Annotated in this window: 22 protein-coding genes; 20 read left to right on the forward strand and 2 right to left on the reverse strand. The window is 62.1% G+C overall.

The window, feature by feature from the left end; genetic code table 11:
* Positions 1–42 precede the first annotated feature (42 nt).
* Complete coding sequence (locus ABD050_RS05680) at positions 43–201, reverse strand: hypothetical protein (protein WP_425542415.1); 159 nt, start codon at positions 199–201, stop codon at positions 43–45.
* Between the two features lie 339 nt (positions 202–540).
* Here ABD050_RS05680 and ABD050_RS05685 point away from each other — a divergent pair, with 339 nt between their 5' ends.
* Entirely contained in the window at positions 541–11,049 is a 10,509-nt protein-coding gene (locus ABD050_RS05685; RefSeq protein WP_343888265.1) for a LysM peptidoglycan-binding domain-containing protein, read from the forward strand.
* Between the two features lies 1 nt (position 11,050).
* Complete coding sequence (locus ABD050_RS05690) at positions 11,051–11,860, forward strand: hypothetical protein (protein ID WP_343888266.1); 810 nt, start codon at positions 11,051–11,053, stop codon at positions 11,858–11,860.
* 124 nt (positions 11,861–11,984) lie between these two features.
* Here ABD050_RS05690 and ABD050_RS05695 read toward each other — a convergent pair whose 3' ends face one another.
* A complete protein-coding gene (locus tag ABD050_RS05695; RefSeq protein WP_343888267.1) occupies positions 11,985–13,643 on the reverse strand; it encodes a tetratricopeptide repeat-containing sulfotransferase family protein in 1,659 nt (552 codons plus the stop codon).
* Positions 13,644–14,196: 553 nt separating this feature from the next.
* On the opposite strand from ABD050_RS05695, the gene ABD050_RS05700 reads away from it, so the two are divergent.
* The 18 genes from ABD050_RS05700 to ABD050_RS05785 are packed head-to-tail and all read left to right on the forward strand — an operon-like array spanning position 14,197 to position 26,707.
* Positions 14,197–14,907 carry a flagellar hook-basal body protein gene (locus ABD050_RS05700; RefSeq protein WP_343888268.1) on the forward strand — a complete coding sequence of 237 codons (711 nt, stop codon included), beginning with the start codon at positions 14,197–14,199 and terminating at the stop codon, positions 14,905–14,907.
* Entirely contained in the window at positions 14,904–15,677 is a 774-nt protein-coding gene (locus ABD050_RS05705) for a flagellar hook-basal body protein (protein ID WP_343888269.1), read from the forward strand. Before ABD050_RS05700 ends, ABD050_RS05705 begins: the two co-directional genes overlap by 4 nt.
* 5 nt (positions 15,678–15,682) lie before the next feature.
* Entirely contained in the window at positions 15,683–16,123 is a 441-nt protein-coding gene (locus tag ABD050_RS05710; RefSeq protein ID WP_343888270.1) for a hypothetical protein, read from the forward strand.
* 35 nt (positions 16,124–16,158) lie between these two features.
* Positions 16,159–16,710: a flagellar basal body L-ring protein FlgH gene (locus ABD050_RS05715; RefSeq protein WP_343888271.1), complete on the forward strand. Its 552-nt coding sequence runs from the start codon at positions 16,159–16,161 to the stop codon at positions 16,708–16,710.
* A gap of 29 nt (positions 16,711–16,739) precedes the next feature.
* On the forward strand, positions 16,740–17,834 hold the full coding sequence (gene flgI / locus ABD050_RS05720; RefSeq protein ID WP_343888272.1) for a flagellar basal body P-ring protein FlgI: 1,095 nt from the start codon (positions 16,740–16,742) through the stop codon (positions 17,832–17,834).
* 11 nt (positions 17,835–17,845) lie between these two features.
* Positions 17,846–18,190, forward strand: coding sequence for a flagellar basal body rod protein FlgB (locus ABD050_RS05725; protein ID WP_343888273.1), 345 nt, complete (start codon positions 17,846–17,848; stop codon positions 18,188–18,190).
* A gap of 2 nt (positions 18,191–18,192) precedes the next feature.
* On the forward strand, positions 18,193–18,621 hold the full coding sequence (gene flgC, locus ABD050_RS05730) for a flagellar basal body rod protein FlgC (protein WP_343888274.1): 429 nt from the start codon (positions 18,193–18,195) through the stop codon (positions 18,619–18,621).
* Positions 18,618–18,926 carry a flagellar hook-basal body complex protein FliE gene (gene fliE / locus ABD050_RS05735; protein ID WP_343888276.1) on the forward strand — a complete coding sequence of 103 codons (309 nt, stop codon included), beginning with the start codon at positions 18,618–18,620 and terminating at the stop codon, positions 18,924–18,926. The genes flgC and fliE overlap by 4 nt, the downstream gene beginning before the upstream one ends.
* Before the next feature lie 6 nt (positions 18,927–18,932).
* Positions 18,933–20,201: a flagellar basal-body MS-ring/collar protein FliF gene (gene fliF / locus ABD050_RS05740; protein ID WP_343888277.1), complete on the forward strand. Its 1,269-nt coding sequence runs from the start codon at positions 18,933–18,935 to the stop codon at positions 20,199–20,201.
* The gene (locus tag ABD050_RS05745) at positions 20,188–20,577 is read left to right on the forward strand and encodes a hypothetical protein (protein ID WP_343888278.1); all 390 of its coding nucleotides are present in this window, start codon (positions 20,188–20,190) and stop codon (positions 20,575–20,577) included. The genes fliF and ABD050_RS05745 overlap by 14 nt, the downstream gene beginning before the upstream one ends.
* A gap of 5 nt (positions 20,578–20,582) precedes the next feature.
* Positions 20,583–21,254 (forward strand): FliH/SctL family protein, encoded by a 672-nt coding sequence (locus tag ABD050_RS05750; protein WP_343888378.1) that lies wholly within the window; start codon positions 20,583–20,585, stop codon positions 21,252–21,254.
* On the forward strand, positions 21,251–22,564 hold the full coding sequence (locus ABD050_RS05755; RefSeq protein WP_343888279.1) for a FliI/YscN family ATPase: 1,314 nt from the start codon (positions 21,251–21,253) through the stop codon (positions 22,562–22,564). The genes ABD050_RS05750 and ABD050_RS05755 overlap by 4 nt, the downstream gene beginning before the upstream one ends.
* A complete protein-coding gene (locus tag ABD050_RS05760) occupies positions 22,564–23,013 on the forward strand; it encodes a hypothetical protein (RefSeq protein WP_343888280.1) in 450 nt (149 codons plus the stop codon). Before ABD050_RS05755 ends, ABD050_RS05760 begins: the two co-directional genes overlap by 1 nt.
* On the forward strand, positions 23,010–23,921 hold the full coding sequence (locus ABD050_RS05765; protein WP_343888281.1) for a hypothetical protein: 912 nt from the start codon (positions 23,010–23,012) through the stop codon (positions 23,919–23,921). The genes ABD050_RS05760 and ABD050_RS05765 overlap by 4 nt, the downstream gene beginning before the upstream one ends.
* A gap of 1 nt (position 23,922) precedes the next feature.
* Positions 23,923–24,360 carry a flagellar hook assembly protein FlgD gene (locus tag ABD050_RS05770; RefSeq protein WP_343888282.1) on the forward strand — a complete coding sequence of 146 codons (438 nt, stop codon included), beginning with the start codon at positions 23,923–23,925 and terminating at the stop codon, positions 24,358–24,360.
* Between the two features lie 3 nt (positions 24,361–24,363).
* A complete protein-coding gene (locus ABD050_RS05775) occupies positions 24,364–25,548 on the forward strand; it encodes a flagellar hook protein FlgE (protein WP_343888283.1) in 1,185 nt (394 codons plus the stop codon).
* A gap of 23 nt (positions 25,549–25,571) precedes the next feature.
* A complete protein-coding gene (locus tag ABD050_RS05780; protein WP_343888284.1) occupies positions 25,572–26,360 on the forward strand; it encodes a FliM/FliN family flagellar motor C-terminal domain-containing protein in 789 nt (262 codons plus the stop codon).
* A 5-nt stretch (positions 26,361–26,365) separates the two neighbouring features.
* Positions 26,366–26,707: a FliM/FliN family flagellar motor switch protein gene (locus tag ABD050_RS05785; RefSeq protein WP_343888285.1), complete on the forward strand. Its 342-nt coding sequence runs from the start codon at positions 26,366–26,368 to the stop codon at positions 26,705–26,707.
* Positions 26,708–26,732: the final 25 nt, after the last annotated feature.

The raw sequence follows: 26,732 nt of genomic DNA on the forward strand, positions 1-26,732 counted from the left end.
CACACCCCACTACCGATTCTCATCTTGATTGTCGCGCGACTCTCATCCTGAATGTCGCGCTGCAAACGCCGTCTCCCCAGAGCGCAGCACCTTCCTGACCGTGTTCCGCGACACGCCCAGATCCCGCACGATCTCCTTGATCGACTTGCCCTTCACGAAAAACTCGCGCCGGATGCGCGCCACTGTCTCCACGACCAGCATCTCCCACGCGCCTCCGCCGCAAAGCGACGAGGCGTGAACCGCATCCGTTCAGGGGGTCAATTTTGGAAGCCGATCAGCCCCGAACGGGGTCAATATTGCAGGCCGATTCACAACCGGGCGGGCTGGCAGAGCGATCCAGGGATTGTGAAAGGCATCTAGCGTGGGTCACGGTGGTGGCGACGCCGATCGATATTTTTATTTGTACTTCAATATCTTATAAGAAATAGTCAGGGCATCGGAAATAAAAGACTAAACTGACCCTCCGATCTCCCGATTAGCTGATGATCGGTAGTGGCAGTGGTGCGCGCTCCCGATTTCAGATGGTCGGGGATTGCGGCGATGGTATCGATCTTCACGGGGTTGGGTTCGGGGTTCGAGCGCGGGTCGCTGGCTCAGCTGGGCTCAGCGGGTTTGCTTGGATCGGGCGCGCTTGGGCGTTCAGGCGAGCAGTTGTCGGTCAATGCTGCGAACGGCAATTTCCTGATCAGCCAGCGTGATGAGTTTCTTGTCGGCGTGGGGCCGGACTCGGCGATCGCGCGGACCTATAACAGTCTCGGCAATTTCTCCGACGAGAATGGCGATAACTGGCGCCAGTCGACCGATCGGCGTGTGCACGGCCTGACCGGCACGCTCAACACCGCCGGCAGCACGATCAGCCGCACCTCGGGTGATGGCTCGGACATAGTGTACACCTGGAACAGCACGGCCTCGGCTTATGTGGCGACGGATGGTGCGGGCGCGTACGACAAGCTGACGTCGTCGAGCGGGGTGTGGACATGGACCGATGGCGGCAGCCAGTTTACCGAGACCTACGAGGCGTACGGCACCGACAACTGGCGCATCACTCATGTCGCCAATACCGAGGGCAACGCGCTGACCTTCAGCTACTCGGGCGCGCTGCTCGACAAGGTCACCACTGCGAACGGCGAGTATGAGCAATATAGCTGGTCGGGCAACAACATCACCCAGATCACCACCGGCTATACCGATCTCGCGACCAGCACCGCCAAGACGCTGACGCGCACGCGCTACGGCTATGATGGGTCGAACCGCCTCACCACCGTCACCGTTGACCTGTCGCCGGGAGACAACAGCATCAGTGACGGCAAGACCTACGTCACGACCTACACCTATGATGGTACCTCGAAGCGGGTCGCGACCATCGTCGAGACCGATGGTTCGGCGATGGCAATCGTCTACGACGGCTCGGGCCGGGTCACCACCCTGACGCAGACAGCGTCGACTGGCGTCACCCGAGTTACCAGCCTGACCTACAATACCGGGTACACGACCGTGACGGACCCCACAGGTCAGGTCACCCGGCTCGATTATGACGCGAATTTCAACCTGACCAAAATCACGGCGCCGCCTGCCTATGCGGGGGCGTCGCAGCAGACCGTCCAGTTCGCCTATAACGGCAATGGTGACGTGACGTCGGTCACCGATGCACTCGGCAGGGTCACGACATACTCAGCCTTTACCGCCAACGGCATGGCGACAAGCATCGTCGACACATTCGCCAGTACGGTTCTCAGCACCACCACACGCACCTTCAACAATCTGAATGAGGTGTTGAGCGAGACACGGACCGGCATCGACCAGACTGGTTCGAGCGTCTCCGAGACGACGCGCTACGTCTATGATGCCAACGGCAATCTGCGCTTCCAGATCAGCCCGGAAGGGCGCGTCCAGGAATGGCTTCACAAGTTCGGGAGTGGCCCCGTCCAGGACGTGGTCCTATCCCATTACGAATATACCGACGATCTCTATACGACCGCGGGCACGCCCACCGAGACCGACATGACGACCTGGCGGAACGGCATATCGGATACTGCACGGGTGTCGGCCGACTATTATAGCTACGACAGCCGGCGCGCGCTTGCGGCGACAGTTCGGTTCGGGGCGACCACCTCGAATTCGAGTGGTCCTCCTGCGACGGGGAGCGACGGCAGCGAGATCAAATATATCACTTACGATCAGGCCGGCCAGCTCCTCTCAACGAGAAACTATGGCGGCACGGGTGGGACGGGCGCCACCTCCTACACCTATGACGGCATGGGCAGAATGCTGACCGCCACCGACATCAATGGCGGCACGACGACCTATGCATTCAACGATCCGTCAACCACCACAACGGTGACGACGGCCTCGGGTTACACGACGGTGCGCACGTACAACAAGGCGGGCGATCTGATCAGTTCGGTCGACAGCGGTTCGAACACCACTGGCGGCACGACTTCCTATGCCTATGACAAGCTTGGTCGGGTGCGGGTCGCGACGGATGCGACTGGCCTGAAGACCTACACGATCTATGACCGGGCTGGCCGACATACCGGCGATGTCGACAACGAGGGTCACCTTACCGAATATCGCTACGATGCCGACAACCGCCTGGTCGGCACGATCCAGTACCACAACACGATCAGTTCAACGAACCTGACCGCCCTCGCCAATCCCGACACGATCATCGACGTCAACGCGATCCGCCCCACCGCCAGCACGCAGGATACGGCGAGCTGGGTGGTCTACGATGCCGAGGGCCGGGTCCTGGAGACGATCGCGGGTGACGGGTCCGCCACGATATCAACCTACGACGCCTCGGGTCGGCTGCAGCAGACCATTGCCTATTATAACAAAGTCTCGGGCACGACCGTCGCGGGATACATCAACGGCTCGGCGCCGAGCGCGGTGGTGACACCCACGGCCGACGCCACCCGAGACCTCGTCGCGCGCTCCTTTTACGACAAGGACGGTCTGCTCATCGGCAAGCTCGATGGCGAGGGTTATCTGACCCAAAACATCTATGACAAGGCGGGCCGGCTGATCACGACGATCGCGTCCGCGACGCAGGTGGCGGCCGGCAACCGGGCGACCAGCAGCTTCACCGCGCTTCAGGGCTATGTGGGCACGTCATCAGACGATCGGATCAGCCATTTCGTATATGATGCCCGCGACCTCTTGCGATATCAGGTCGACGAAGTCACCGTGGCCGGCGTCGCCAAGGGCCGCGTGACTGGCTATACCTATGCCGACGACATCAACAAGGTGTCGCGCCAGATCGTCTATGACGGTTACATGGCGGCGACCACCAACTACAAGCTCGCCAATATCCAGTCCCTTGCCGCCACGCTCGAGTCGAGCACGGGCAATCGGATCACCTACAATGAGTATGACAGTGTCGGACGGCTCGCCTATACGATGAGTCCGACAAACCAGGTGACGAGCTACACCTACGATAATTTCGGCAATGTCATTCGCGAGGTTCAGTTCGCAAGTGCCTGGACTGGGACGTGGACTCCCACCCCCGGCGAGCTCGGTTTCTTCAATTCAACACATGGCGCTGACACGGGCAACCGCGTCACACGCACCTGGTATACGGCGCGTGGGGAGGCGGCTTATCGCGCCGATGCCGAAGGCTATGTCACCCGCAGCGACTTTGACGCGAAGGGCCAGCTCGTCGGCACGACACGCTGGACCACGGCGATCACCACTAATGACACGACAACCTATGCTCAGGTCGCGGCCGCGCTCAGCGGCGCGACCGAGACCCGTTCCTGGCAATATGACTCGCTTGGGCGAACGACGCGTGTAACCGATGGCCTCGGCAATTACACAAGCTACAGCTATCACGGCGCCAGCTCGCTGGTGAACACCGTGACGCGAGCGGCCAATGGCAACGCCCAGGAGCAGTCGGTCGCAACCACGACCTATGATGCCGCAGGCAGGGCGATACAGACGATCGACGCGGTCGGTACGACCGAACAGGCCAGCTCGAGCATCTCTTATGACGGACGCGGGCTCACAGCGTCGACGACCGACGCGCGTACCAATGCCACCACCTATACCTATGATCTCGACGGCCGGGTGAAGACCGTCACCAACGCGCTGAGCGGGGTCACCACCTACGACTATAATGCGTTCGGGCAGGTCTGGCGCACGCAAGATCCCAATGGCAACTTCAGCTATAGCTGGTACGACAAACTGGGCCGGGCGATCGCGACCCGGGATGCGCTGGGGTATCTCACAACCACCAGCTACTCGATCTTCAACGATATTGCCTCGGTCACGCGCTATATGACCGCGCTGACCGGAACCCCGGCGATGGGGACGGTGCCGACGGGTACCGGAACGGCCGCGACGACCAGTTTCACCTATGACAAGACCGGCCGGGTGCTGACCAGCACGGACGCGCTGAACAATGTCGAGAGCTACACCTACAATCTGTTCGACCGAACCTCGATCACCAACAAGCTGGGCGGGGTTACCAACTATGTCTACGACCGGCTGAGCCGCCTGATCCGTCAGGGCTATGCGGCGACGACCACCAACTATCAGGCAAGCGGCAACTATAGCGGCGGCACCCTGGTGACGGGAACGACCACGGCCGGCGCCGAGAATGTCATAACCTACAGCTATGATGGCTATGGCAATGTGAAGCAGCAGATCGAAGGCTATGCGACCAGCGTTGGCGGTTCGGTGACCGCTCTGCGCACCACGAACTATAACTATGACGCCAACAACCGGCAGACTTCGATCAGCCATGATGCGGTCACGGTCATCGCCGACGATATGGTGACTGTATCGAGCACGACGCCGACCGAGCAATTTACCTATGACAAGCGCGGCAATGTCATTCTCGCGGTCGATGCCGGGGGTGCCGCCACCTATTCCTATTATGACGATCTCGACCGCAAGGTGGCCGAGATTCGCCAGCTTGCAGCGTCGCAATGGGTTTATACCGCTTATGGATATGACGCCAACGGCAACCTGACCTCGACCAAGGTCTACGACGCGAATGGCTCCGCCACCACCCCGGCAACCGGGGGCGCCGTACCAGCGGCGCCCTCAGGCACCTATCGCGAGACCGACGCTACCTTCGATGCGCTGAACCGTATGCAGACGAGCGTGGTGGTCAGCGTGACAGGCAACACCTTCACCACCGGAAGCTGGAACGGCACCAGCTATGTGACATCGACGGCCAGCCTGACCACGACCTATCAATATGACGCCGACGGCAATGTCGTGAAGCTGACTGCTCCCAACGGGGCGGTGACCTGGAGCTGGTACAATGCGCAGGGCCACAAGTCCGCGCAACTCGACGCCGAGGGCTATCTCACGACCTGGGCCTATAATGCCGAGGGGAACGTCACGAACGAGACGCGTTTCGCTACCAAATTTACCGGCACCCCGACGCTCGCCGCCGCGCCGAGCGTCGCCACCAGTGGCGATGATCGCACGACGATTTTCTCGTACGACCTCAACGGCAACCGCACGCAGGAAAAGCGCACAGGCGTCGTCGCCTGGACGATCAACGCATCGACCGGTGCGCTCACCGCGGCCGGCACCGACTCGATCATCAATTACACCTATAACGCGCTGGGCCAGGTGCTTACCAAGACCGAACCCAGCGAGACCGGCGCGATCGCGACCTATATCTATGACAGCGACGGTCGCCTCACCAGTGAGCAGCGTGCCTCGTTCAGCGACGCCAACGGCACGACGGTGACGCCTGTCACTTCCTATGCCTATGACGCGGTCGGCGATCTCATTACCTCAACCCAGGCGGGCACATCGTCGGGCACCTATCAGGCGCTGCAGCGGGTCACGACCCATCGCTACGGTGAAGGCGGGCGGCTGTTGTCGACGACCGATGCCGAAGGCAATGTCCATCAATATTTCTATGATGTCATGGGGCGGACCAAGAAGGACGCCTATAACCGACTGATCAATTCCGACTCCTCGGCCTCGACCACCTCTACCACGACGGTGGCCGAAGCCCAGACCACTACCTATGATCTTGGCGGGCGGACGCTCGGCCAGTCGATCTACTCGACGATCGGCGGTACGTTGCAGCGGGTCGGCTATTTCAGCTATCAATATAATAATTTTGGCGAGGTGACGGCCCAGGGTACGGGCAGTAACTCGGCCTCTGGCATGAATGCCGGCTCCGCGCTCTACCAAGTTTTCAACCAGTTCGACGCCGCCGGTCGCCTCGTCGGTACAACCTCGGGTGACGGAGTCTGGAAATTCTACGCCTATGACGGTGCGGGCAACCAGACAGCGGCAATCACGTCCGCCGGCGCGAGCTTCACCAGCTCGACCGGTTTTGCCGGCGCGCTCGCCCTGGTCAGTCAAGCGAATGTCGATGGCACCTACACCGTCTATGACAAGCGCAATCTCGCGATACAGATGATCCAGGAAGGGCGCGACCTGTCGGGCACGGTCACCAATCAGACTCTCAACACCTACAGCACCTATAATGCGTTCGGCGACGTCGCGACGGAGACTGATGCGCGCGGCTCGACCATGACTTATACCTATAACACCATGGGCCGGAAGATCCGTTCGGAAAGCCCGGCGGTGTCGATCACGCTCGAGAACGGGCTCGACATTTGGGCGAAGCCCTCCGAAGACGACTATTACGACCTTGCCGGCCGGCAGATTGGCACGCGGGACGCCAATGGCACTTACGGCACGTCCGCGAATACCCAAGCAACGGCCTATAGCAAAGCGGCTAATACCGGCAATCTCATCTCTTACGCGCTGCTTGCCGGCAGTGGTTACGACAAGAGTCAGGCGCTCGTTGCGGCCGAGTTCCACGCCGATGGCAGCAAGAAACAGGTCCTCTACGATATCATGGGCGATGCGCGAGTCATTCGCGACGAACTCTACAACTCGGCGTCACCTTACATGCATGTCGAGGAGAACAGCTACAACCGACTGGGTCAGTTGGTCCAGGACAAGCATAATCGCGCGACGAATGTTTCCAGCGCATCCGATGATACAACGCGGCTCATCGATACATATGTTTACGACCAGTTTGGCCAACGCATCCAGCATGGCAACAACGAATATAACTACACTGGCTATAGCTCTTATTACGGCGCTCCGTACACCGTGTTGCAGCTTGAGAAGTCGAACTATGACGCGCTCGGGCGCGTGATTGGCCAGACCGACCTCTCCGGCTACGTCACCACGACCGCTTACGCCTGGGACGGCACGCTAAGCACGTCCATCAATGGCACCGCCACCAATTTCGGCGGATGGACAGAGACCACGACCTACGCCAACAGCCGCACGACGATCTCAAAGCGGGATCTGTATAACCGCGAAGTTTTCAATCAGGATCTGGGTGGCCATCAGGTAAGTGAGACATTCGACGCGGCGGGCCGGATGGTGACCCGCGGCAGCAACGTCTATTCCTGGTACAATAGCGGAACCATAGCGACCGCCGCATCGATCACCGGGACCGTCGGCGGCGACGTCTACGATCGGAAGCTTACGACCTATGGCTATGATGCCGCCGGCAACCGCACGAGCGAGGTGACCAATAACGACGGGAGCCAGATGATCCAATATGGCTCTAATTATTATACGTACAGCTCGCCCAGTTCGTACAGCTACACATTGGTCAACGAGACCGCGACCTATGATGCGCTCGGCCGCCTCACCGTGATGAACGCGGCCGCGACGAGCTATTTGCCCACTGCGTCGCTGACCGAGAAATACGATGCCGTGGGCAATATCCGCAACACAGTCTCGACCCACGCGGTGCTCGATGGCAACGGCGCGGTCAGTTCCACCGCGACCGACAATTACTGGTTCCGCTACGATAGCAGGAACGAGCTGGTTACCGACAAGGGCATGCTATCCGGCACAGCAGGCGCCACCGGCACGACAATCGTGCGCGGTATGAGCTCGGGCTCAGTCGCGGGAGGTCAGGACTATCTCTATGACGCAGCGGGCGAGCGCGTCGCCGCGATCCGCACCGACTACACGCCCGGTTCCTACACCTCTTATTATGGCTATTATCCGGGCTCTTATTCGGAAACCCGCGAGAACGACGAATATGACGGCGCGGGCCGGCTCGCTGACATCAAGATCACCCAGGGGGCGGCGGCCTACGAAGTCTATAATCCGACGACTGGGCTGTACACAGCCCCCTCGTCGATCCCGTCGGCGCCGGCGGCGACCAGTTCAACGCCCGTCAGCTCCGTCTTCACCTATGATCTGCTGGGCCGCCAGGTAGCGCAGTCGGACTATTCCGGCAGCACGGTGACCTATTCGCGCACGGCCAGCTATGCCTATAACGGCTTCCTGCAGTCGGACACGACGACGACCCTTAAGTACGAGCAGAATTACACGACAAACTCTTACATGTCGTATAATAGCTACTCCCAGACATCGTCGACCGGCGAGTATCTGATGGGCGCTGTCGGCTCGGTTAGTACGACCAACTACAAAAACGGCAGCTACCAGAACAGCTCATCGACCACGAACAGCTATGTGTGGTGGGGCAGCGCGCAGCAGAGTGCGATTGCCTATAAGCCCAACACCAGCCAGTCGACCACGAACAATACCTATTTCAGCTATGATGGGCGCGGCACACTCGCCTCGGTGTCAATCTATGACGGGCGCTCACGCACGGTTAGCTACGTTACCAATGGCGATGACCAGATCATCCGCCGCGACGAGGCGGACCAGAATTACTGGAACGCGACCAACCAGACCGGCGGTGATCCGCACGAGCTCTGGTACCGGTTCGGCGGCAAGGAGCTCGGCTATGTCGGCAACAACAGCACCAGCAAGTTGACCGAAAGCGCGTCGATCTACGACCGGCAGGCCTATCAGGCGAACGGCGCGTTCCGCAACGGAGGCTCTTACGCTTCGAGCTACAGCGACTTCGCGGAGAGCTCCGGCGGCCCGATCAACTCCTATAACCAGGGAGCCGCGGGCGGGTCTTACGTGGTGCAGCGCAGCGGTGAAACGCTGCGCTCGATCGCCCAGCAGGTCTGGGGCGATTCGTCGCTGTGGTACAAGATCGCCGACGCCAACGGGATAACCGGCGACACGCAGCTGGTCGAAGGCCAGCACCTGACGCTACCCGCCGGTGTCGCGCGCAATCATAACAACGCAAGCACGCTCACTCCCTACGATTCCAGCTCCGAGATCGGCAATGTGTCGCCGACCACACCCCAGCCGCCGAAAAAGAGCGGTTGCGGCATTCTCGGCCAGATTTTGCTCATGGCCATAGCCATCGCGGTCACACTCGTTCTCAAGGCGCCTATCGGCCAGTTGCTCAACGGCGGCACCACAGCAGCCGCAGCGGGGTCGGCCGCGGCGATCGGAGGAGCCGCTCTCGCCGGCGTCGCCGGCAGTGTGGTCAGTCAGGGCTTCGGTCTCGCAACAGGTCTCCAGGACAAGTTTAACTGGGGGGCGGTGGCTATGGCCGGGATTGGCGCCGGAGTCGGTGCGTCACTGAGCAAGTTCAGCATGTTTGCGGGCGACACTCTGACCAAGGCGCAGACGTTCGCCACCGATGTGGTGCGCGGGGCACTGGCAAGCACGATCACACAGGGCATCGGTGTCGCGACTGGCCTGCAGGACAAGTTCAATTGGGCAGGCGTTGCGGCCGCCGGCATCGGCTCGGGAATCGGGAATGCCATTGGCGGCTCGATCAAGAGCGGCTTTTTCTCGCACGGTATCGGCAGCGACTTCGTCACCACCGCCGCTACCGACATTGCGGATGCCGCCACCCGCAGCGCGATCGATGGGTCGGATTTCGGGGATAATATTCTCGCCGCACTGCCCGACGCGATCGGGAGCGTGCTTGGCCGTGCGGTTGGTAAGGCAATCACAGGTTCTAGTGGGGGAACTTCCGGAGGTACCGCCGGGCCTGGGCAGGTAACTACCCCAACACCCACTGATCAGGTCAACGCCAATCCCACAGCCGGAATTGCGCCGACAATTGGCAACAGCGTGACTGATATCGTGGTGACGGCGAGACTGCATCCATATCTATATACCGACGACAGGCTGGCATCGACCAGCTTGATGGACTTCCGACAACAGTCGTTCGGTGCATCGGGAAGTGCCAGCTTCACAGTCGGACCGCCTATGAATGACGGCGTGTTCCGAACCATCGGTGGTCAGCCAGTCGATCAATTCGGTAACCCAATCGCTGGAGCGTTACTGCAAGATGCGAGCGCAGCCGCCCTCCCAACTGGGCTGTCGGGGTTGCGAATATCATCAATTCTGGGTGGAATTGAGGGCATTGGTCCATATGCGGCTATCTTTGCTCGCTTCTCGGTTTTTGGAACCCTTACCCTGTTGAGCGGCGATACTCCCCGCCCTCAAACGGTGACCGTGCCTTATGGAAGTGATCTCGAACTTCAAATCACTGGTCCCGATCCATATTCTAAAACTGGCGGAAGCATCGGAGACCCAGGAACCACGGCGCAATTTCGCAAGTTGACCACGGAGCCGATATTGGGCGGTTGGGCAAGCTGGACATTTTCTCGATCGTTGAATGTACCGGTCTCCCTCGTAGGGGGCGAGGTTGTGTATGACCCCAAGGCGCTTCAGAAGGAGTATGGTAAGGCACTTCCCGAAGCACTTACCCTAACGGCCGCTATCGCCCAAAGCGAAAGATTGACGTGCTCGAATATTGGTACCTGGGTACCTGATAATTCTTCGGCTGTCGGATCAAATCCTTATGTTTATCAAGGATTCGTGACGGGCCATCCAGGTCAAGACTTTGCGGTTGCAGCCTCATTTCGAAGTAGCGGAATAGTGAGTTTCGATGGCTGCTTGGATACGCCTAGTGGGCCGCTGCTACAAGAAGCGAAGGCTGATCAAGGCAAGCCGTTAGAATTATTTTCTGGACCTCTAGCTAAAATTATCGCGCAAGGAGCAGCTCAGGAGGCGGTAATTATGAGCCTGCCGGGTACCCGTGGCGCGTGGTTTGCGCAAACGATGAGAGACACCGGGATTATTGCTGGCGCGTTCACTGATAGTGGGGTAGGAATTCCGGTTGTCAATCTGCCAATGCCGCGTGTTGGGAAATAGGGTGAACATAAGTCAAGAGAATCCGCCGCCAAGCGTTGCGGTAAGATCAGTATGGCGTCATCGCGAACTATCAGACGATATTAAGCGCGCGCAAATTTCTAAGTTTTTCTCTCATATTCGTTCTATTGACTCTATTCTATCAAGATTTTCACCGCATGGAGAAGAATATCGGTGGGAAAAAATGCTAGAGCAGCCGCAGGTGAGCGATATGAATGATTTGCAGTGGCGTAGGTTATTCGATGAAAGCGAAAAAGAGGGTCACGAAATTATTTCATTTTGGAATCGCCGTAAGGACGATCACAGCCGGTTATACAGTCAATTGACCTATTCGGGATTAGGCAATTTAGATTACTGTAATATTTTTGACATACCTGATGAATTGGCCTCAGAACAAGTACTGACTGCGATCATGACCGCTATGATCGAAGCTTTTAACCCAGATTCAGCAGAAATTAAGACAACTTTCCATCTTTCAAAACCTGCACGCATTACGCGGCCCGAGGATATCGTCGATTTCTTAGATGTCACGCGACAAGCGGAGAGGGAAGGCGGATTCTCCCGAGGAGCGCCATGCTATCGCAATTTGGACACGCTCGTCTGGTGTCGCTGGATTAAGTCTGGTGCAACAACACCTGAGGCCGATCCGCCACTCAAGGATGGCAAACCAGACATGGCGGCACCAAAGAGTGGGTCTCTTCTTCAACGTTGGCAAAGTGAAATCCCGAGAGAGGATCATAAATTTCTTGGCGGCGTGCTACAGAAATGGCCAGAATTCGCGCCTCGGCTCCTATTAAGCAATGACCATGAGTGAGTTTCGCGAATTTAATGTGAATTAAACTTAAATGGCGCCGTAATACTTTGAATAGAAAATATGTAATGGTAGGTAATCGAATATTTTACGGCGCTCTCCAACAAAATTGCCGCTTTTATAGCAACTAGTCCTTCCATTCCTGAACCTCCGCCGCGAGCAAGACCTTGGCGTCTTCCAACCAAAGGTCCAACCGCCGCCATTCTTCTAGCGCGTCGCGGTAGATCGGTTGACGTACCTGCTCTGAGCTCGGCGTACGCACCGGCTGACCGCTCCTGTGCCACGCGAGGCACGCATCTTCGAACGGCAGGTCGAGCGCTGCGATCAGGTGCCGAATCTGCGTTTCGGTATCCCGGACCAGATCCTCATATCGAATTCGCGTGACCGCACCGGGCAGGGCGGTGTCAAACCGGTCCATCGCCTCGACATAGCGTTTTCTTGACCTGGCGAGATCCGCCATCGTCCCCGCATATTCGGGAAGATTGAGAAAATTCTGTCGTAGCATCGCCACGCAACTCGCCAGTGGGTGGCGACGCACGTCGACTATGCGCGCTTGCGGCAGGATTGCCCGGATAAGAGCGACGTTACGAAAATTCGTCGGCAGCTTGTCGATGATGAAAGTCTTGTTCGTCTTGCGATGCGCGGCGATCGACTCGAGATATGCGGCGCCCAGCGCGGCACGATCAACTGCGGCTAGGTTCGTGGTTTCGTCCATCAGGCGACGGGCGATGGTCGCGAGATGCGGCAATTCACCTGCCGCCTCGACCGCTGAGTGGGCACCGAGAATTTGTTCGACAAGGGTTGTCCCCGAACGAGGAAGACCAACAACGAAGATCGGGACGGGCGCACCTTGCGGATGAGCGTGTGACTCTGCCGGTGCGGCAAAAGCCGAGATTGAATCGTCGATCCAGCGATCGACGCGCAGAGCGAACTCTTCGGGATCCTCCCCGGCTTGTTCACGACAGAGTGCGTTGCCCCGGGCATAGTGGCTGAAGGACGCCTCATCCAGGCCGCGTTCCCAGAATGCCCGGCCGAGCGCGAAGCTGAGATGAATGCGCTCCGCTTCTGGAAGATCGCGCCGACCGTCGAGGCGCAGCATGATGTTGAGTTCTTCGTCGCTGAAACGATAGGTCTTCAGGCTTGCAAGGCACGACCAGGGCTCGCAACTTCCCGGGCTGACGCGCCGGGCCTCCTTGTAGGCGCCGATCGCCTCGTCGGCGCGACCTATGATGCGAAGGCTGTGGCCCAGGCCAAGCAGCGAAGGATAATGGCCCGGCCGTTCCGCAAGGATGCCCGTGTAGATCAGCGCTGCATCGGCGTTATCGCCCGCAAGTGCGGCAGTGGCCGCTTTGAGCAAGCGCGCCGGAATATTGACCGGATCAAATGTGAGCATGCGATCGACCAAGGTTCGTGCTTCCGCAAGCCGGGCGCGGTGAAACTGACAATAAGCAAGGCCGTGCAGGGCGGAAAGGTGGCCCGGCGTCGCGGAGAGGCAGCGTTCGAACCAAACGCTTGCGTCACCATATCTGAGCTGACGGAGGTCGACTTCAGCCCGCAGATTGAGCACGACAGGGTTGTCCGGATCTTCAGCGAGCAGCTCATCAAGCAGCCGCTGCGCATTCGCCGGGTCGGCGGCCTCCAACGCTTGGCGCCCCGCGATCAAGCGCGGATCGGCAAGCGTCACAATCGCTTTTTCGGCGACGCGCGCATTAGTCTCGGCGAGGGTCGATAGTGACATGGCTGTTGAAGTGCTCGACGGATGAAAGATGTTTTCTACATTCGGCATCTGCTGCGCTCGGGCAATATTTAGCCGCTCTGTTGGCTGGAAATGAACTCGAATTGCCCCTAGGGACGCATGCCACGGACCTACAACACCGCGTGCCGACCCTCATCGATCGGCTACCGCATCGGCGCATCCTTTCCGAGAACCGCATCGAGAAATTCCCTGCTTAAGCAACACCCGATGCACGCGGTCTCCGTTGTGATATTGCGCATATCTTTCGCCGACAGCCACCTGCAAACAAGCACAGGCAGTAATTAGGTGATCGATCCCGGCACAGATCATGATCGCCGGAAATGGCAGATTGTTTAGCCGAAAATGATGAGAATGATTCCAGGACGGGAGCGCTCCCCGGCCAGCTTCCCCTGCCTGATTCGCGCTCCCGGCGGCCGATTCGGTGCAGGCTGACCGATGTCACCAAATCGGATGCAAATTTTTTCAGCGATCACAGCGCCCTGATTTTCGCGAGTCGGCTTCGAAAACCGATGTTGCGCGGCGGCGGCCCTCTTGACGGGTCCGCGCGACTATGTCCCATAATGGGACGGTCAATGGGGGGCACATGTCGGGACTCGTCGAATCGGCGGTTGCGATCCTGAGCGCGTCTGAAAAGCGCCTGGAGGTCGTTTCATCCAATATATCAAATGTTTCCACCGCCGGATACAAGCGGCAGATCAGCTTTGCCGACCTCGTCGCCAATGGCGGGGCCGACGGTGTCGGCGCGGTGCTGACCCGCACCCGGGCCGACCTCGCTCAAGGCAAATTGAACGCGACCGGCAACCCGCTCGATCTCGCGATCAGCGGTGACGGCTTCTTCCAGCTGCGGGACGGCACCGACGCCGTCTATTCGCGCCAGGGCCAGTTCAAGCTCGCCGCAGACGGCACGGTCGTGAACCAGCAAGGCTTTGCGCTTCAGCAGGCGGGTGGCGGCGATCTCGCGCTTGACCGGGCCAATGTGAAGATCCTCGCTGACGGCACGATCCTCGACGGCACGCGGCCGGTCGGCCGTGTCGGGCTGTTCGCGCCATCCAGCGCTGCGGCGGTGCAACCGCTCGACGGCTCGATGTTCCGCTTTACCGATGGCGCCGCGAACGAAGTCTCCGATCCGCAGCTTCGCCAGGGGATGACGGAGACGTCGAACGTCTCGGTCGGCGATGAGATGGTGACGATGATGGCGTCGCTTCGCCAGGCGGAGAGCGGCTCGCGGCTGATGCAGACCTATGACGATCTGCTTGGCCGGGCGATCACCACGTTCGGGGCGGGCGGACGATGAACGGCGCCTTTTATGTCGGGTCGATCGGCCTGCAGGCGCAGCAGCGCGCGCTCGACATCATCGCGAACAATATCGCCAACATCAACACGGCCGGGTTCAAGCGCGCCGATGTCCGTTTTTCCGACGTGATGGCGACCCGCGCCGCAGCCGATGCGCGGCATGCTGATCCCCTCGATGCCGCGCTTTCGAGCGCCGGGGTGACGGTCGATTCGACCGCGATGGTCAATGAGGCCGGGGCGATTGAAACCACCGGCCACCCGATGGACATGGCGATCGACGGCCAGGGGTTTGTCGAGCTGATGGGCCCCTCGGGCCAGACCTTGCTGTGGCGTGGCGGCACGATGAAGGTCGGCGAAGACGGATTGCTCGCCGCATCGAACGGCATGGCATTGAAGGCTGCGATCAGCATCCCCGCGGATGCCTCCGCGGTCACGATCGGCTCGGACGGCATGGTCCGCGCGCAGACCGCGGATTCGACCACGCCGGTCGAGCTCGGCCAGATCGGGCTCGTCAGGGTCGACGATCCTTCGACGCTGACCCGGCTGGATGGCGGGCTCTATCGTGCCGACCAGGACGCGAAAGTTCTCGACGCACAGGCCGGTGAGGATGGCACCGGAATGCTCGTTCAGGGCGGCATCGAGCGCTCCAACGTGGAGATGACGAGCGAGATGGTCCAGCTGATGCTCGTCCAGCGCGCTTATGGCGCGAACGCACAGATCCTCCAGGCGGCCGACCAGATGATGGCAATCGCCAACGGCCTGCGTCGATAATCGATATGGTGGGGGCGGTCATCCTGGTTGCCTTGATGCTTGGCACGCCCGAGGCGCGGGTCGCGCCGTTGCCTGACCGTGAACGCGCCGGTTGCCTCGCCCTGACCAGGTCCGTGGCGCGTGGCGCGACGATCACGCGGGAGTCGGTCGGGCCGGTCGCGTGTCGTGATCAGGTGCCGGCACCGCTCGCGTTCGATCGTGCTTCGGGCCTGGTCGTTGCCGCGCGCGACCTAGATGCCGGCGCCTATCTCGGCCGCACGATCATCCGGGACCTGCCCGATGTCGCCAAGGGGGCGACGCTCATGCTCGTCTCGACCCAGGGCGCGGTCCGGATCGAACGGCCGGTAACCGCGCTCCAGCCAAGCCGCAGCGGCCGGGTCTTCGTTCGCGATGGGGACGGTCAGATTTATGCCGCGCCCGTCGATGGCAAGAAGGCACCACGATGATCGCCACGCGGGGAATATGGATTGCGGGCTGCGCTATGGTGGTTTCGTCAATGCTGGCAGCGGCGGCGAACGCCGAGAATCTCTACAAGCCGAGCAGCTGGTCGGCGATGAGCGCGGATCGCAAGGCGATGCAGGTCGGCGACGCGCTGACGGTGGTCGTGTACCAGTCGGCCGAATCGACCAATAGCGCCAAGAGCGATTCAACCAAGAACACCAATCTGAGCGGCGGCATTAGCGCCGGCTCGATCAATGAATCCGGCAACCTTCATGTCGGCGGCGGCTATAGCGGCGGCGGGCAGGTGCAGCGCAGCGAGCGCTTCGTGACGCAGATCACGGTGGTGGTCGACGAGGTCCTGCCGAACGGCGACCTGCACGTGTCCGGCCGCCAGCAGATGCATGTCAACGGCGAGCACAGCAATATCGGCGTCCGCGGACGGGTGCGTCCGGCCGACATCACCAGCGACAATGAAGTGCTCTCGAGCCGGGTGGCCGATGCCCAGATCGATTATGACGGCCGTGGCTTCGTCTCGCGCAGCGCGAAGCCAGGCGTCATCAACCGCGTCTTCCGCTTTCTCGGGCTCGGATGATGCGCCTGTCGGTGGCCGGAACATTGGCCATGCTTATCCTCTTTTCGACCTCCCAGCCGGCTCCCGCGGCGGCGCAGGACGTGCCGCTCAGCGGACTCGGGCGCTTCGAGGGCTGGCGCGAGAACGCGCTGATTGGCTACGGGCTGGTCACTGGCCTCGCCGGATCGGGCGATACGCGCCGGAGTGGCGTCACGCGCCAGGCGCTGCGCAACGTGCTGAACAGGCTCGGCACGACGGTCACGGACGATCAGATCAGCAGCCGCAACGTCGCGGTCGTGATGGTCATCGCGACGCTTCCCGCCTCCGCCAATGTCGGCGACCGGATCGACGCGACCGTTTCCTCGATCGGCGATGCGCGCAGCCTCGCCGGCGGGACTCTGCTGATGACGCCGATGCTCGGACCCGACCAGCATCCTTATGCGCTGGCGCAGGGCGCGCTGGTCGCGGGCGGCTACAGCTTCGAGAGCGACCTCAACCAGCAGCAGCGCAACTATCCCACCACCGCGCTTCTGCAGGGCGGCGCGACGGTAGAGACGGCGGTCGATGCCCATATCCTGAAGGCGAACGGGGAAATCTCCTTCCTGCTCAGCGATCCGAGCTTCGGCACCGCGCAGCATATCGCCGATGCCATCAACGGCCGGATCGGCTTCGGATCGGCGGTCGCGCAAAGCGCCGATGAAGTGAAGGTGCGCTATGCCGGTGACCCGGCCCAGCTGACCGCCTTCCTCGCGCGGATCGAGGCAATCCAGGTCAAGCCGGACAGCACGCCGCGCGTCGTCGTCAACGAGCGCACGGGCACGATCGTCGCCGGGGGCGAGGTGCAGATCTCGAGCGTCGTGATCTCGCAGGGCGACATCAAGATCACGATCAAGGCCGAAAATGTCGCATCGCAACCCGGCTTCGTGTCGGGCTTCGCCAGCGACGTGCGCAGCCTCGTCGTCACCAACACCAAGCTCGATGTCGATGATTCAGTCGGCGATACGGTGGTCAGGTTTCCGAACACAACCGTCGCCGATCTCGTCCAGGGGCTTTCGCACGCGCACGTCAACACGAGACGGACCATCAGCATTCTGCAGGCCGTGAAGGCCGCCGGCGCGCTGCACGCCGACATCATCGTTCAATAGGAGTAGGGCAATTGGACGCAATATCTTCGATCATCATCAACAAGGCGCTCGACGGCCTGTCGATGCGGGCGCTCGCCACCGCGCAGAATATCGCGGGCGCGAGCTCGCCGCGCTACCAGCCGCTCCAGGTCAAGTTCGAGGAGAGCCTCAAGGCGGCTGCAGCCAGGGGCCCCGAGGCCGTGCGCGACCTGCCCCTGACGATCACGCGCGCGACACAGTCCGGATTCGGAGACGAGCCGCGGCTCGACCTCGAACTGGAAACCGCCTCCGACACAGCGGGACGCTATGCTGCTCTCCTCAACCTGCTCGGCCGCGAGATGCAGATCGAGCGGCTTGCCGTACAAGGGGGACAATAGCGATGACGCCCACGCAGATCAGCCGGACCGGGCTCGATGTCGAGTGGCAGCGGCTTCAGGTCATCGCGCAGAATTTGGCGAGTGTGGACACGAGCCGGACCCTGTCGGGCCAGCCGGTCCGCGCGATGCGGCTGGTTTCTGCCGCCAGGACCGGCTTTGCCGATCTGGTCGCGAAGAAGGGCTCGGTCCAGGCGCCGTCCGGGGTCGAGGTAGTCGGCGTCGAGCCGGTCGGTGGCGGTGTCAGGCGCGTCTACGAGCCGGAAAATCCCCAAGCCGACAAGACCGGTTTCGTCACTTATCCAGCGATCGATCATGCCGGGGAGATGACATTGCTGATCAAGACGTCGCGCGCCTATGAGGCCAATCTGACCGCCTTGAACATCGCCGGCCAGATGGAGAGCCAGGCCCTGCAATTGGGTCGGCAATCATGAGTGCGATCGCGCCCGTCACGGCGCTTGGCGGAGATCCGCTCGTCATGAGGCTCGGCATGCCGCAGCCGGTCCCGCAGAGCCAGGGCGCCGGGTTTGGCGACATCCTGACGGCGGGCATGAAACAGGTCGAATCGAAACTGTCGACCGCGGACACTCTCGTCCAGCGGTTCGCGCTCGATGATTCAGTGCCGATCCATCAGGTCACCTATGCGCTCGAGCAGGCGCGCATGTCGGTCGAGCTGGCGATGCAGGTCCGGACGCGGTTGGTCGAGGGCTATCGCGAACTCATGAACATGCAGCTCTGACGTCTCATGGCCGCTGATAGCGTTACCGAGTCCCCGATGTTCACGAGGCAGCGCCAGCTGTTCCTCGGCATATTCGCCGTGGTCTGCCTGATCCTGGCGGCCGGCTATTATCTGTTCCTGCGGGCCGATTATGCTGTTCTCTACACTGACCTGAAGCCGGCGGACGCGTCCGCGATCGTCGCCCAGCTCGACGCGAAAGGTGTTTCGCACCGGCTGCGCGACAATGGCACCACGATCCTCGTGCCGACCGACCAGGCCGACACTGTCCGACTGGCGGTTGCGGGGTCGGATATCCCCATGAAGGGCGCGGTCGGGTTCGAACTCTTCAACAAGTCCGACATGGGGCTCACTGATTTCGCGCAGAAGATCAATTATCAGCGCGCGCTGCAGGGAGAGCTCGCCCGCACGATCATGATGATGGACGGGATCGAGAGCGCGCGGATCCATCTGGCGCTTCCTGAGCGCTCGCTGTTTCGCGGCAACCGCGCGGTGCCGAAGGCCGCTGTCGAGGTGATCGCGAAACCCGGCCGATCGCTGACGCCAGACCGCGTCGCCGGCATCCAGCAGCTGGTCGCGTCCGCCGTTCCCGACCTTGCGCTCGGAGACGTCGCCATTCTTGATGGCGATGGCCGGATCGTCAGCCAGGCGCCGCCAAGCGAAGCGCTGCAGACGCCTGAGATCGACGAGCAGACGGCTGCCCGGAATTATTATAGCGCGCGGGCGAAAGCAGCCATCGCGACCTTGATGCCCGGTGTGCAAATCGGTGTTCAAACGCTGATCATGTCAGGAAGTGGTGCCAGGCCGGATGAACCGGCGAGCTCCGGTGGCACAACGATAGCCCGCGCGGTCGGTGCGCCGGCCGGCGGTGGCCGGGATTTCCAGCTTCGCATGACCATCCTGACTGAGACGCCGCTCAACGCGGAGGATCAGGGCGTCGCCCGGAACGCGGTTGCCGCGGCGGTCGGCCTTGACGAGCAGCATGGCGACTCCCTGTCGTTCGAGGTGGGGCCCACCACAACCCCTTCCCCGGCACCGCCGCTTGCCGCCAAGCCGGTGGCGGGCGCCGTCGAGCCGGCCGCAGCTCCAGTTCCCGTCGCTTTCGAGACAGGCTTGGGCTGGTGGATCTGGGCACTGGCCGGCATTGTCGCGGTGCTTGCGATCATCGTCCTGCTTCGACGGCGCCCGGGCGACCTGACGCCGCTGGATCGCGACGCCTTTGTGGCCCGGCTGCGGCAGCAGATCCAGGCTGAAGGGAATGGCGATGTCCGCGTCTGACAGCCTGGAAAACCTGGTCAGGGATTTGCAGGCGATGCCGCCCCGCGCGCGCCGGGCGATCCTTCGCGCGCTCACCGACGCTGAGCGCGCGGCGCTCGCAGACTGTGCCGGACCGGGATCAACTCCAGTCGATGATGCGGTCGGCACTAACCGATTCTCGCCCTGGCTCTCGACCCGCATCCGCCAGGCGCAGCATCGCGACGCCCTGAATCCGCTTGACCGCATGACGGCTGCAACGCGCGACGCGCTGCTGCGCGGTGTTGACGACATGATCGGCAGCGAGCGGCCTCGCGGACCGCGACCGTCCCCGGCTTCGGGGCGCTCCCTGTTCGAGGCCTTTGGCGGCTTCCTCTCGCCAGGCGGAGCACGGCGTTGACCGGCGTGATCAAGGCGCGTTCCGCGGAAACCGTGGTCCGCGCGCTGGGTCGGGACCCGCGGACGGTCCAGCAAGACGTTGCCGCGCGCGGACCATCGGAAGCGGAGCTGGCGCTCGCGGAAGCGACCCGGGAAATAGAGCGGCTGCAGGGGGTGGTTGCCGATCTGCGGGCCCGTGCGCCCGAAGCGGAACGCGCCGCGCGCGAGGCCGGCCGCCACCAGGGTCTGGAAGAGGCCGAGGATCAGGCCGATCGGCTGGTTGCCGCTGTGTGCACCGGCGTCGATCAGGCGCGCGCAGCATGGGAGGATCGGTTGGCGGAGCTTGACGCGCTGGCGGCGATGCTGGCCCAGGCATCGTTGCGAAAACTCTTCGGCGAGGCACCTGATCTCGGCGATCTCGTGACCCGCGCGATCCGCCTGCGCACCCAGGCGCTCGGTCGTGAAAGCGTGGTTTCCATCCGGGTCAGCGGCGCCGACTTCGCCGATGACGCCGCCCGGGATGCGCTTCGGTCAGCGGTCGCCGCCGGTTCGTCTGACATTGTCGTTGATCCCGCCCTCACCGCCGGCGAATGCCGGCTCGACCTCAAGCTGGGGTCGATCGATGTGGGCATCGCGTCGCAATGGCGCGAACTCGACCGCTTTTTCGATCTGCTGATTGCCGGCGAGGTCGCCGCATGAAGCCTCACGCGTTCCTCCGGCGGATCGAAGAGGAAGAGTTCGCACCGGCCTATGGCCATGTCAGGAAGGTCGCGGCCGGTATTGTCGAGGCGACGGGGCCGGCTGCGGCGCCGGGCGATCTCTGCGATATCGAAAGCGAGATCGGCGGCCGGATTCCGGCGGAGATCGTGGCGATCGACGAGCGCCGGGTTGTGCTTGTGCCGCTCGAGCAGAACGGGACGATCAGGCCCGATGCGCGGGTTGTTGTGCGCTCAAGGCATCGCCAGGTATCGGTTGGAGATGGATTTGCGGGCCGCGCGGTCGACGCCCTGGGCCAGCCGATCGATGGCGGTCCAGCGATCGTCGCCGACAGGAGCGTCGCGCTGGGCGGTGTGGTGCCGAGACCGATGGAGCGGGTTGACCCGGCCACGGTGCTCCAGACCGGGCTTCGGGCAATCGACGGCCTGTTGACGCTCGGCGTCGGCCAGCGCGTCGGCGTGTTCGCGGCGAGCGGGGTCGGCAAGACCAGCCTGATGGAGCAGCTGGCGACCCAGACCCGAAGCGACCGCTGCGTTATTTGCCTGGTCGGTGAGCGAGGCCGCGAGGTCGAGGCGATGTGGCGTGTTTTGTCGCGGCGGAAGGATGCTGCGCGCTTCACCCTTGTAGCAGCCACGTCCGACGAAAGCGCGTCCCTGCGGGTGCGTTCGGTGCACTATGCGCTGTGTCTTGCCGACCATTGGCGCGGGCGGGGCCAGCATGTCGTGCTCATGGTCGACTCGGTCACCCGCATGGCAATGGCGTTGCGCGAGATGGGCCTGGCCGCGGGCGCGCCGCCGACCGTTCGCGCCTACACGCCAAACGTCTTCGCCGTTCTCCCGCGGATCGTCGAGCGGTGCGGCGCGATCCGGGGCGGCGGCGCGATCACCGCGATCATGACCGTCCTCAGCGAGACCGACGATGTCGACGACCCGATCGTCGAACTGATGAAATCTCTCCTCGACGGCCATATCATCCTTTCGCGGAGCCTGGCCGAGCAGGGCCATTTCCCCGCGATCGACATACCCCGCAGCGTCAGCCGGGAGTCCGAGCGGCTGGTTTCGCCTGAGCAGGCAAAGGCGATGCGCGAGGCAACCGCGATGCTTTCCGCCTATGAGGAAGCGCGCGTGATGATCGAGAGCGGCGTCTACAAGAGCGGGACCAGCGCCTCGGTCGATCGTGCGATTGCCACGCGCGCCGGGCTCGGCGCATTCCTGCGCCAGCCGCGCAGGGAAGATATCGGATTTGACGACACGGTCAGCCGGCTGCGCCATCTTGTTCCGGGCATGGCCTGATGCCGAAGCGGGCCGATCCCAGACAAATCGCCAAGCTCGTCCAGGTCCAGCACGCGCGCCATGCCGCCGCTGACGCGGCGCTCGTCGAGGGGCGGGACGCGGAGGTGTCGGCTCGCGAAGCGCGCGATGCTGCGCAGGCAGCCGCCATGGCTGCGGCCGATGACTGGTCCGACTTTCTTTCAAGGCCGGGCTTTGCGCCGGAATATGCGCGTGGCCTCGCCGCGCGCCTGATTGCGCGCGAGGCTGCCGCCGGAGATGCTGGCGCACGCCTGACCCTTGCGGAGCGCGCGCACGCGCAGCGCCAGGACGGTTGGCGACTTTCTGAGGCACTGGTGAAGCTTGCCGATGCAAGCCTCACCCGGGCCAGGCGTGCGACCGCCAGGGCGCATGAGGAAAAGCGGCTCGGGGCGCTGTCCGACCGGATCACCTTTGACTGGCTGCGATCATGACCGTCGTTCTCAGTTCCTATCCGGGCTTGCCCGCACCGCCGCCAGCCGCGACGCCCGTCGCCCCCCCCTTGGACAGCGAGCCTGGCGGGGCACTGGACTTTGGATATCTCCTGCGGGGCCTCATCTATCCCTGTGCTGGAGCGCCGGGCTTCCTCGAGGGCGCGGCCCCCGGTGACAAACCGAACGCGTCTTCGCCGGCGCTGGCCGCGGATATTTTCAATCAGGACGGTTTCTTCATGGGCGCCGTCCCGGCCGGCGAGCAGTCGCAAGCCGATCGGCAGATTGCCTCCGAAGCATCGGCTCCGGGCGGGCAGACGCCGCTCGGCGATATTGTCCCGCCGGAAGGATCCGAGACTCCGGACTATGGGCTTCAGTCAGCTGTTAAGTCAGGTGCGCCGGCGCCCAGCTCACCGGCGGATGTTCCGGTCATTTCCTTGGAGGTTCTGGCGAGCGCCTGGACCACGGCTTCGCTCGGGGCTGGGGATGTGCAAAGCGCGCTGCCTGATATGCGAGGCGCGAACCAGAAATTGTCGGGCGAGATTGCCCCGATCCACATCGGGACCACACGGAACATTGTCTCAGCCGCAACTGAGGTCATAGCGAGAAACGGCCCAGACCGCGGCAACGAGTCGGCCTCCGCGATCCGGACCACCTCCTCCCGCGCACGCTTCGAAGCTTTGCTGCCGCGACTGTTCGCGCAGGACGGCGCGGCGCTTAACACGCGGGTTTCGGTCCAGGCGGTTGAACACGGTCTCCAGGTGGTCGCCAAGCTCGACGATCTTGGGCGGGAGGAGCGTGTCCGCTTGCGCCACCGCATCGCCGCGACGCTGTCCCGCCACGGCTTGGTCGGCCGCGAGATCATGCTGAACGGAGATAAAGACATGGCTTCGACCGAGGGAAATCATTGAGATGCAGGTAAGCCCGATTTCCGCAACAGACTCCGCGGCCACGACATCGAGCACGAGTCAGGCGGCCACCTCGGCCTTCGGGTTGAGTTTCGACTCGCTGCTCAAGATCATCCTGACCCAACTGACCTATCAGGATCCGCTGAAACCGATGGATAATTTTCAATTCGTCTCGCAGCTCGCGCAATTCTCGCAGATCCAGATCGGCCAGACGACCAACGACAAGCTCGCAAGCCTGGTCACGGCACAGAGCAACCTCCAGGCGACCGGCCTGCTGGGGCGCAAGGTCGATATCGGTGCTGGCACGTCACTGATCACCGGCACGGTCACTGCGCTTGCCTTCGACAATGGCAACTCCAGCCTCACGATCAAGACCGCGGACGGAAGCACCATCAGCAATATCTCCATCTCCAACATCACTCAGATACGCGAAGGGAACTAGATCATGTTCGGGGCGATCTATATCGGACTCAGCGGCCTCAATGCCTATTCGCGCGGCCTTCAGATGGTCAGCAACAATGTGACGAACCTGAACAGCCAGGGCTTCAAATCATCGACAGTCAATTTTCGCGATCTGTTCGGAGCCCAGGGCAATGGCGGCCTTTCCTTTTCATCGGGCGAAGGTTCGGCCGGGCACGGCGTCGAGGTCGGCGGCTCGAACTATGACATGGCCCAGGGCGAGCTCCGGCAAACCAATCGCGATCTCGATCTCGCAGTCGATGGCAGCGGCTTCCTGATGCTGATGCGTGGCGAGGAAGTCGCCTATACGCGCACCGGCAGCTTCGAAGTCGACAAGGACGGCTTCATTACGCTGTCCGGTACTGATTACAGGCTGGCGACGCTGGACTCTTCGGGTCACCCGGTCAGCCTGTCGATCGACAATTCGCGCACGAGCTCCCCCCAGGCAACGACAGCGATCAAGTTTGCCAACAACCTGTCCGCGGACGCGTCCGCACCAATTCTCCTCAGCGACATCAAGGTCTATGACAAGAATGGCGGGGCGCACACCTGGAAGATCACCCTCACCAGGGACACGAGCACGCCCGGTCAATGGACCGTTTCCGGGATCGATGACAAGGGCAACACGCTCACGCCCGCTTCGCAGACCCTGAAAATCGTGAACGGGCTGGCGGATCCCGCAAACTCGACGCTGAGCCTTACAGAAGGCGATGTCGCCCTGTCGGTCAACTTGGACTTTTCCGGCATCAAGTCCTTCACCGCCGGCACCGCGTCGACGCTGAGCGCCAGCGCGGTCGACGGTTATGCGCTCGGATCGCTTACATCGGTGACGGTCAACGACAAGGGCGAGCTCGAGCTTGGATATTCGAACGAGCAGAAGGTGCAGCTGGGTGCCGTCGCGGTCGCCGATTTCCGGGATCCGTCGGCGCTCAAGCAGCGCAGCGGCGGGCTGTTCACCGATTCAGGGAGCGCCGGGCGCCAGCTTTTGACGACCGAGGATCCGCGCGCGGGCAATGTCGTCTCCAAGCGGCTCGAGGCCTCCAATGTCGACCTCTCGGCCGAATTCGGAGACCTGATCCTGATCCAGCGCGGCTTCCAGGCCTCATCGCAGATCATCAGCGTGAGCAACGACATGATCCAGCAGCTCTTCGGCATTCGCGGCCAGGGCTGATCCAGATCATCGGAGGCAAGGCCGTGCAGAAGAAATATCGATCCTGGCTGCCCGAGGCAGCGCTGCGAACGGGTCGGATCGACAGCCTGTTGGAGGAGGTCGCGCGGTCATGGTCCGTCACCTGGTTCGCCCGTGCCAATGCGCGCCCGCTGGCGGTAGTCACGCAACTGCCGACCCATGCCGACCTCGGAGAAGACGGAACATGGCTCGTGCTCGATCGACATCTTGCGCTGGGCATATCCGCGGGCTCGCGCCTGGCGCTCGTCGGCGTGATGCTCGACACGCCGAATCCGCCGGAGCTTCTGACGGAGTCCGATCGGCAATTGATCGATACCCTGTCCAGCGCCTGCCTTGACGATTTTGGTCGTCGCGTGGCGGAGGCGCTTGCTCTTCCCGCGGCCTCGCGCTGGGCAACATGCGCGACGAGTATCATGCCGGTGATTGAGGAGCCGCGCGGCTGCAGCGTCGGTCTCGACACGCGGACGCCCTTGATCAGGGTTGTCGTGAGCACCGAACAGATTGTGGCGCTTACCCGAGCCGCACTTCCCGCCCATTCGGCACGAAGCGCCTTGCGGCCCTTTTCTGCGGCGCTGTCAGGGCAGAAAGTGGCCGTTTCCGCCTCGCTTGGCCGTGCCGCGATCACGCTCGCCGACATGGCGGGCCTGAGTAAAGGCGACGTCCTGGTCTTCGATTCAGAAGCGGACTCGCCGCTTGCCATCGCGGTCAACGGAAAGCCTGCATCGCGCGGCCGTTGCGCGGTCGTGGAGACAAATGGCGATCTTCATCTCAAACTTCTCGAACCCGTCAGGTAATATTTGTGACCGAACAAAAGATCAGGACCGGCGCCGCGTCTGCTCGCCCCGAGACGCCCATCGTTCAATCTGCCCCCGCTCAATCTCCCTCCGTTCAATCCCCGTCGCCGGACAGGATCAATAGCAAGCTCATCGACTCGGTCGAGGTAGTGCTCGATGCCTTTCTGGGCAGCGCCCATATGACGATCGGCGAGCTCACCGCGATGAAACAGGGCGCGGTGGTCGAGCTCGATGCGGCCCTTAACGCGCCGGTCGAACTGAGGCTCAACGGCGTTGCGGTCGCACGAGGCGAACTGGTTGCGGTTGGCGAGAATTTTGCGGTCAGGCTGACAGAAATCTCGTCGTGACGCGTTGCCGATCCATTGCCCACGC

The sequence above is a fragment of the Sphingomonas oligophenolica genome (assembly GCF_039522915.1).
Classification (GTDB): domain Bacteria; phylum Pseudomonadota; class Alphaproteobacteria; order Sphingomonadales; family Sphingomonadaceae; genus Sphingomonas; species Sphingomonas oligophenolica.

Coding starts and splice junctions, on each gene's coding strand:
- ABD050_RS05700 (WP_343888268.1), top strand. CDS start 14,197: ATGTCGGGACTCGTCGAATCGGCGGTTGCGATCCTGAGCGCGTCTGAA.
- ABD050_RS05745 (WP_343888278.1), top strand. CDS start 20,188: ATGTCCGCGTCTGACAGCCTGGAAAACCTGGTCAGGGATTTGCAGGCG.
- ABD050_RS05680 (WP_425542415.1), bottom strand. CDS start 201: ATGCTGGTCGTGGAGACAGTGGCGCGCATCCGGCGCGAGTTTTTCGTG.
- ABD050_RS05710 (WP_343888270.1), top strand. CDS start 15,683: ATGGTGGGGGCGGTCATCCTGGTTGCCTTGATGCTTGGCACGCCCGAG.
- ABD050_RS05760 (WP_343888280.1), top strand. CDS start 22,564: ATGCCGAAGCGGGCCGATCCCAGACAAATCGCCAAGCTCGTCCAGGTC.
- ABD050_RS05775 (WP_343888283.1), top strand. CDS start 24,364: ATGTTCGGGGCGATCTATATCGGACTCAGCGGCCTCAATGCCTATTCG.
- ABD050_RS05765 (WP_343888281.1), top strand. CDS start 23,010: ATGACCGTCGTTCTCAGTTCCTATCCGGGCTTGCCCGCACCGCCGCCA.
- flgI (WP_343888272.1), top strand. CDS start 16,740: ATGCTTATCCTCTTTTCGACCTCCCAGCCGGCTCCCGCGGCGGCGCAG.
- fliE (WP_343888276.1), top strand. CDS start 18,618: ATGAGTGCGATCGCGCCCGTCACGGCGCTTGGCGGAGATCCGCTCGTC.
- ABD050_RS05770 (WP_343888282.1), top strand. CDS start 23,923: ATGCAGGTAAGCCCGATTTCCGCAACAGACTCCGCGGCCACGACATCG.
- ABD050_RS05695 (WP_343888267.1), bottom strand. CDS start 13,643: ATGCCGAATGTAGAAAACATCTTTCATCCGTCGAGCACTTCAACAGCC.
- fliF (WP_343888277.1), top strand. CDS start 18,933: ATGGCCGCTGATAGCGTTACCGAGTCCCCGATGTTCACGAGGCAGCGC.
- ABD050_RS05715 (WP_343888271.1), top strand. CDS start 16,159: ATGGTGGTTTCGTCAATGCTGGCAGCGGCGGCGAACGCCGAGAATCTC.
- ABD050_RS05685 (WP_343888265.1), top strand. CDS start 541: ATGGTATCGATCTTCACGGGGTTGGGTTCGGGGTTCGAGCGCGGGTCG.
- ABD050_RS05755 (WP_343888279.1), top strand. CDS start 21,251: ATGAAGCCTCACGCGTTCCTCCGGCGGATCGAAGAGGAAGAGTTCGCA.
- flgC (WP_343888274.1), top strand. CDS start 18,193: ATGACGCCCACGCAGATCAGCCGGACCGGGCTCGATGTCGAGTGGCAG.
- ABD050_RS05705 (WP_343888269.1), top strand. CDS start 14,904: ATGAACGGCGCCTTTTATGTCGGGTCGATCGGCCTGCAGGCGCAGCAG.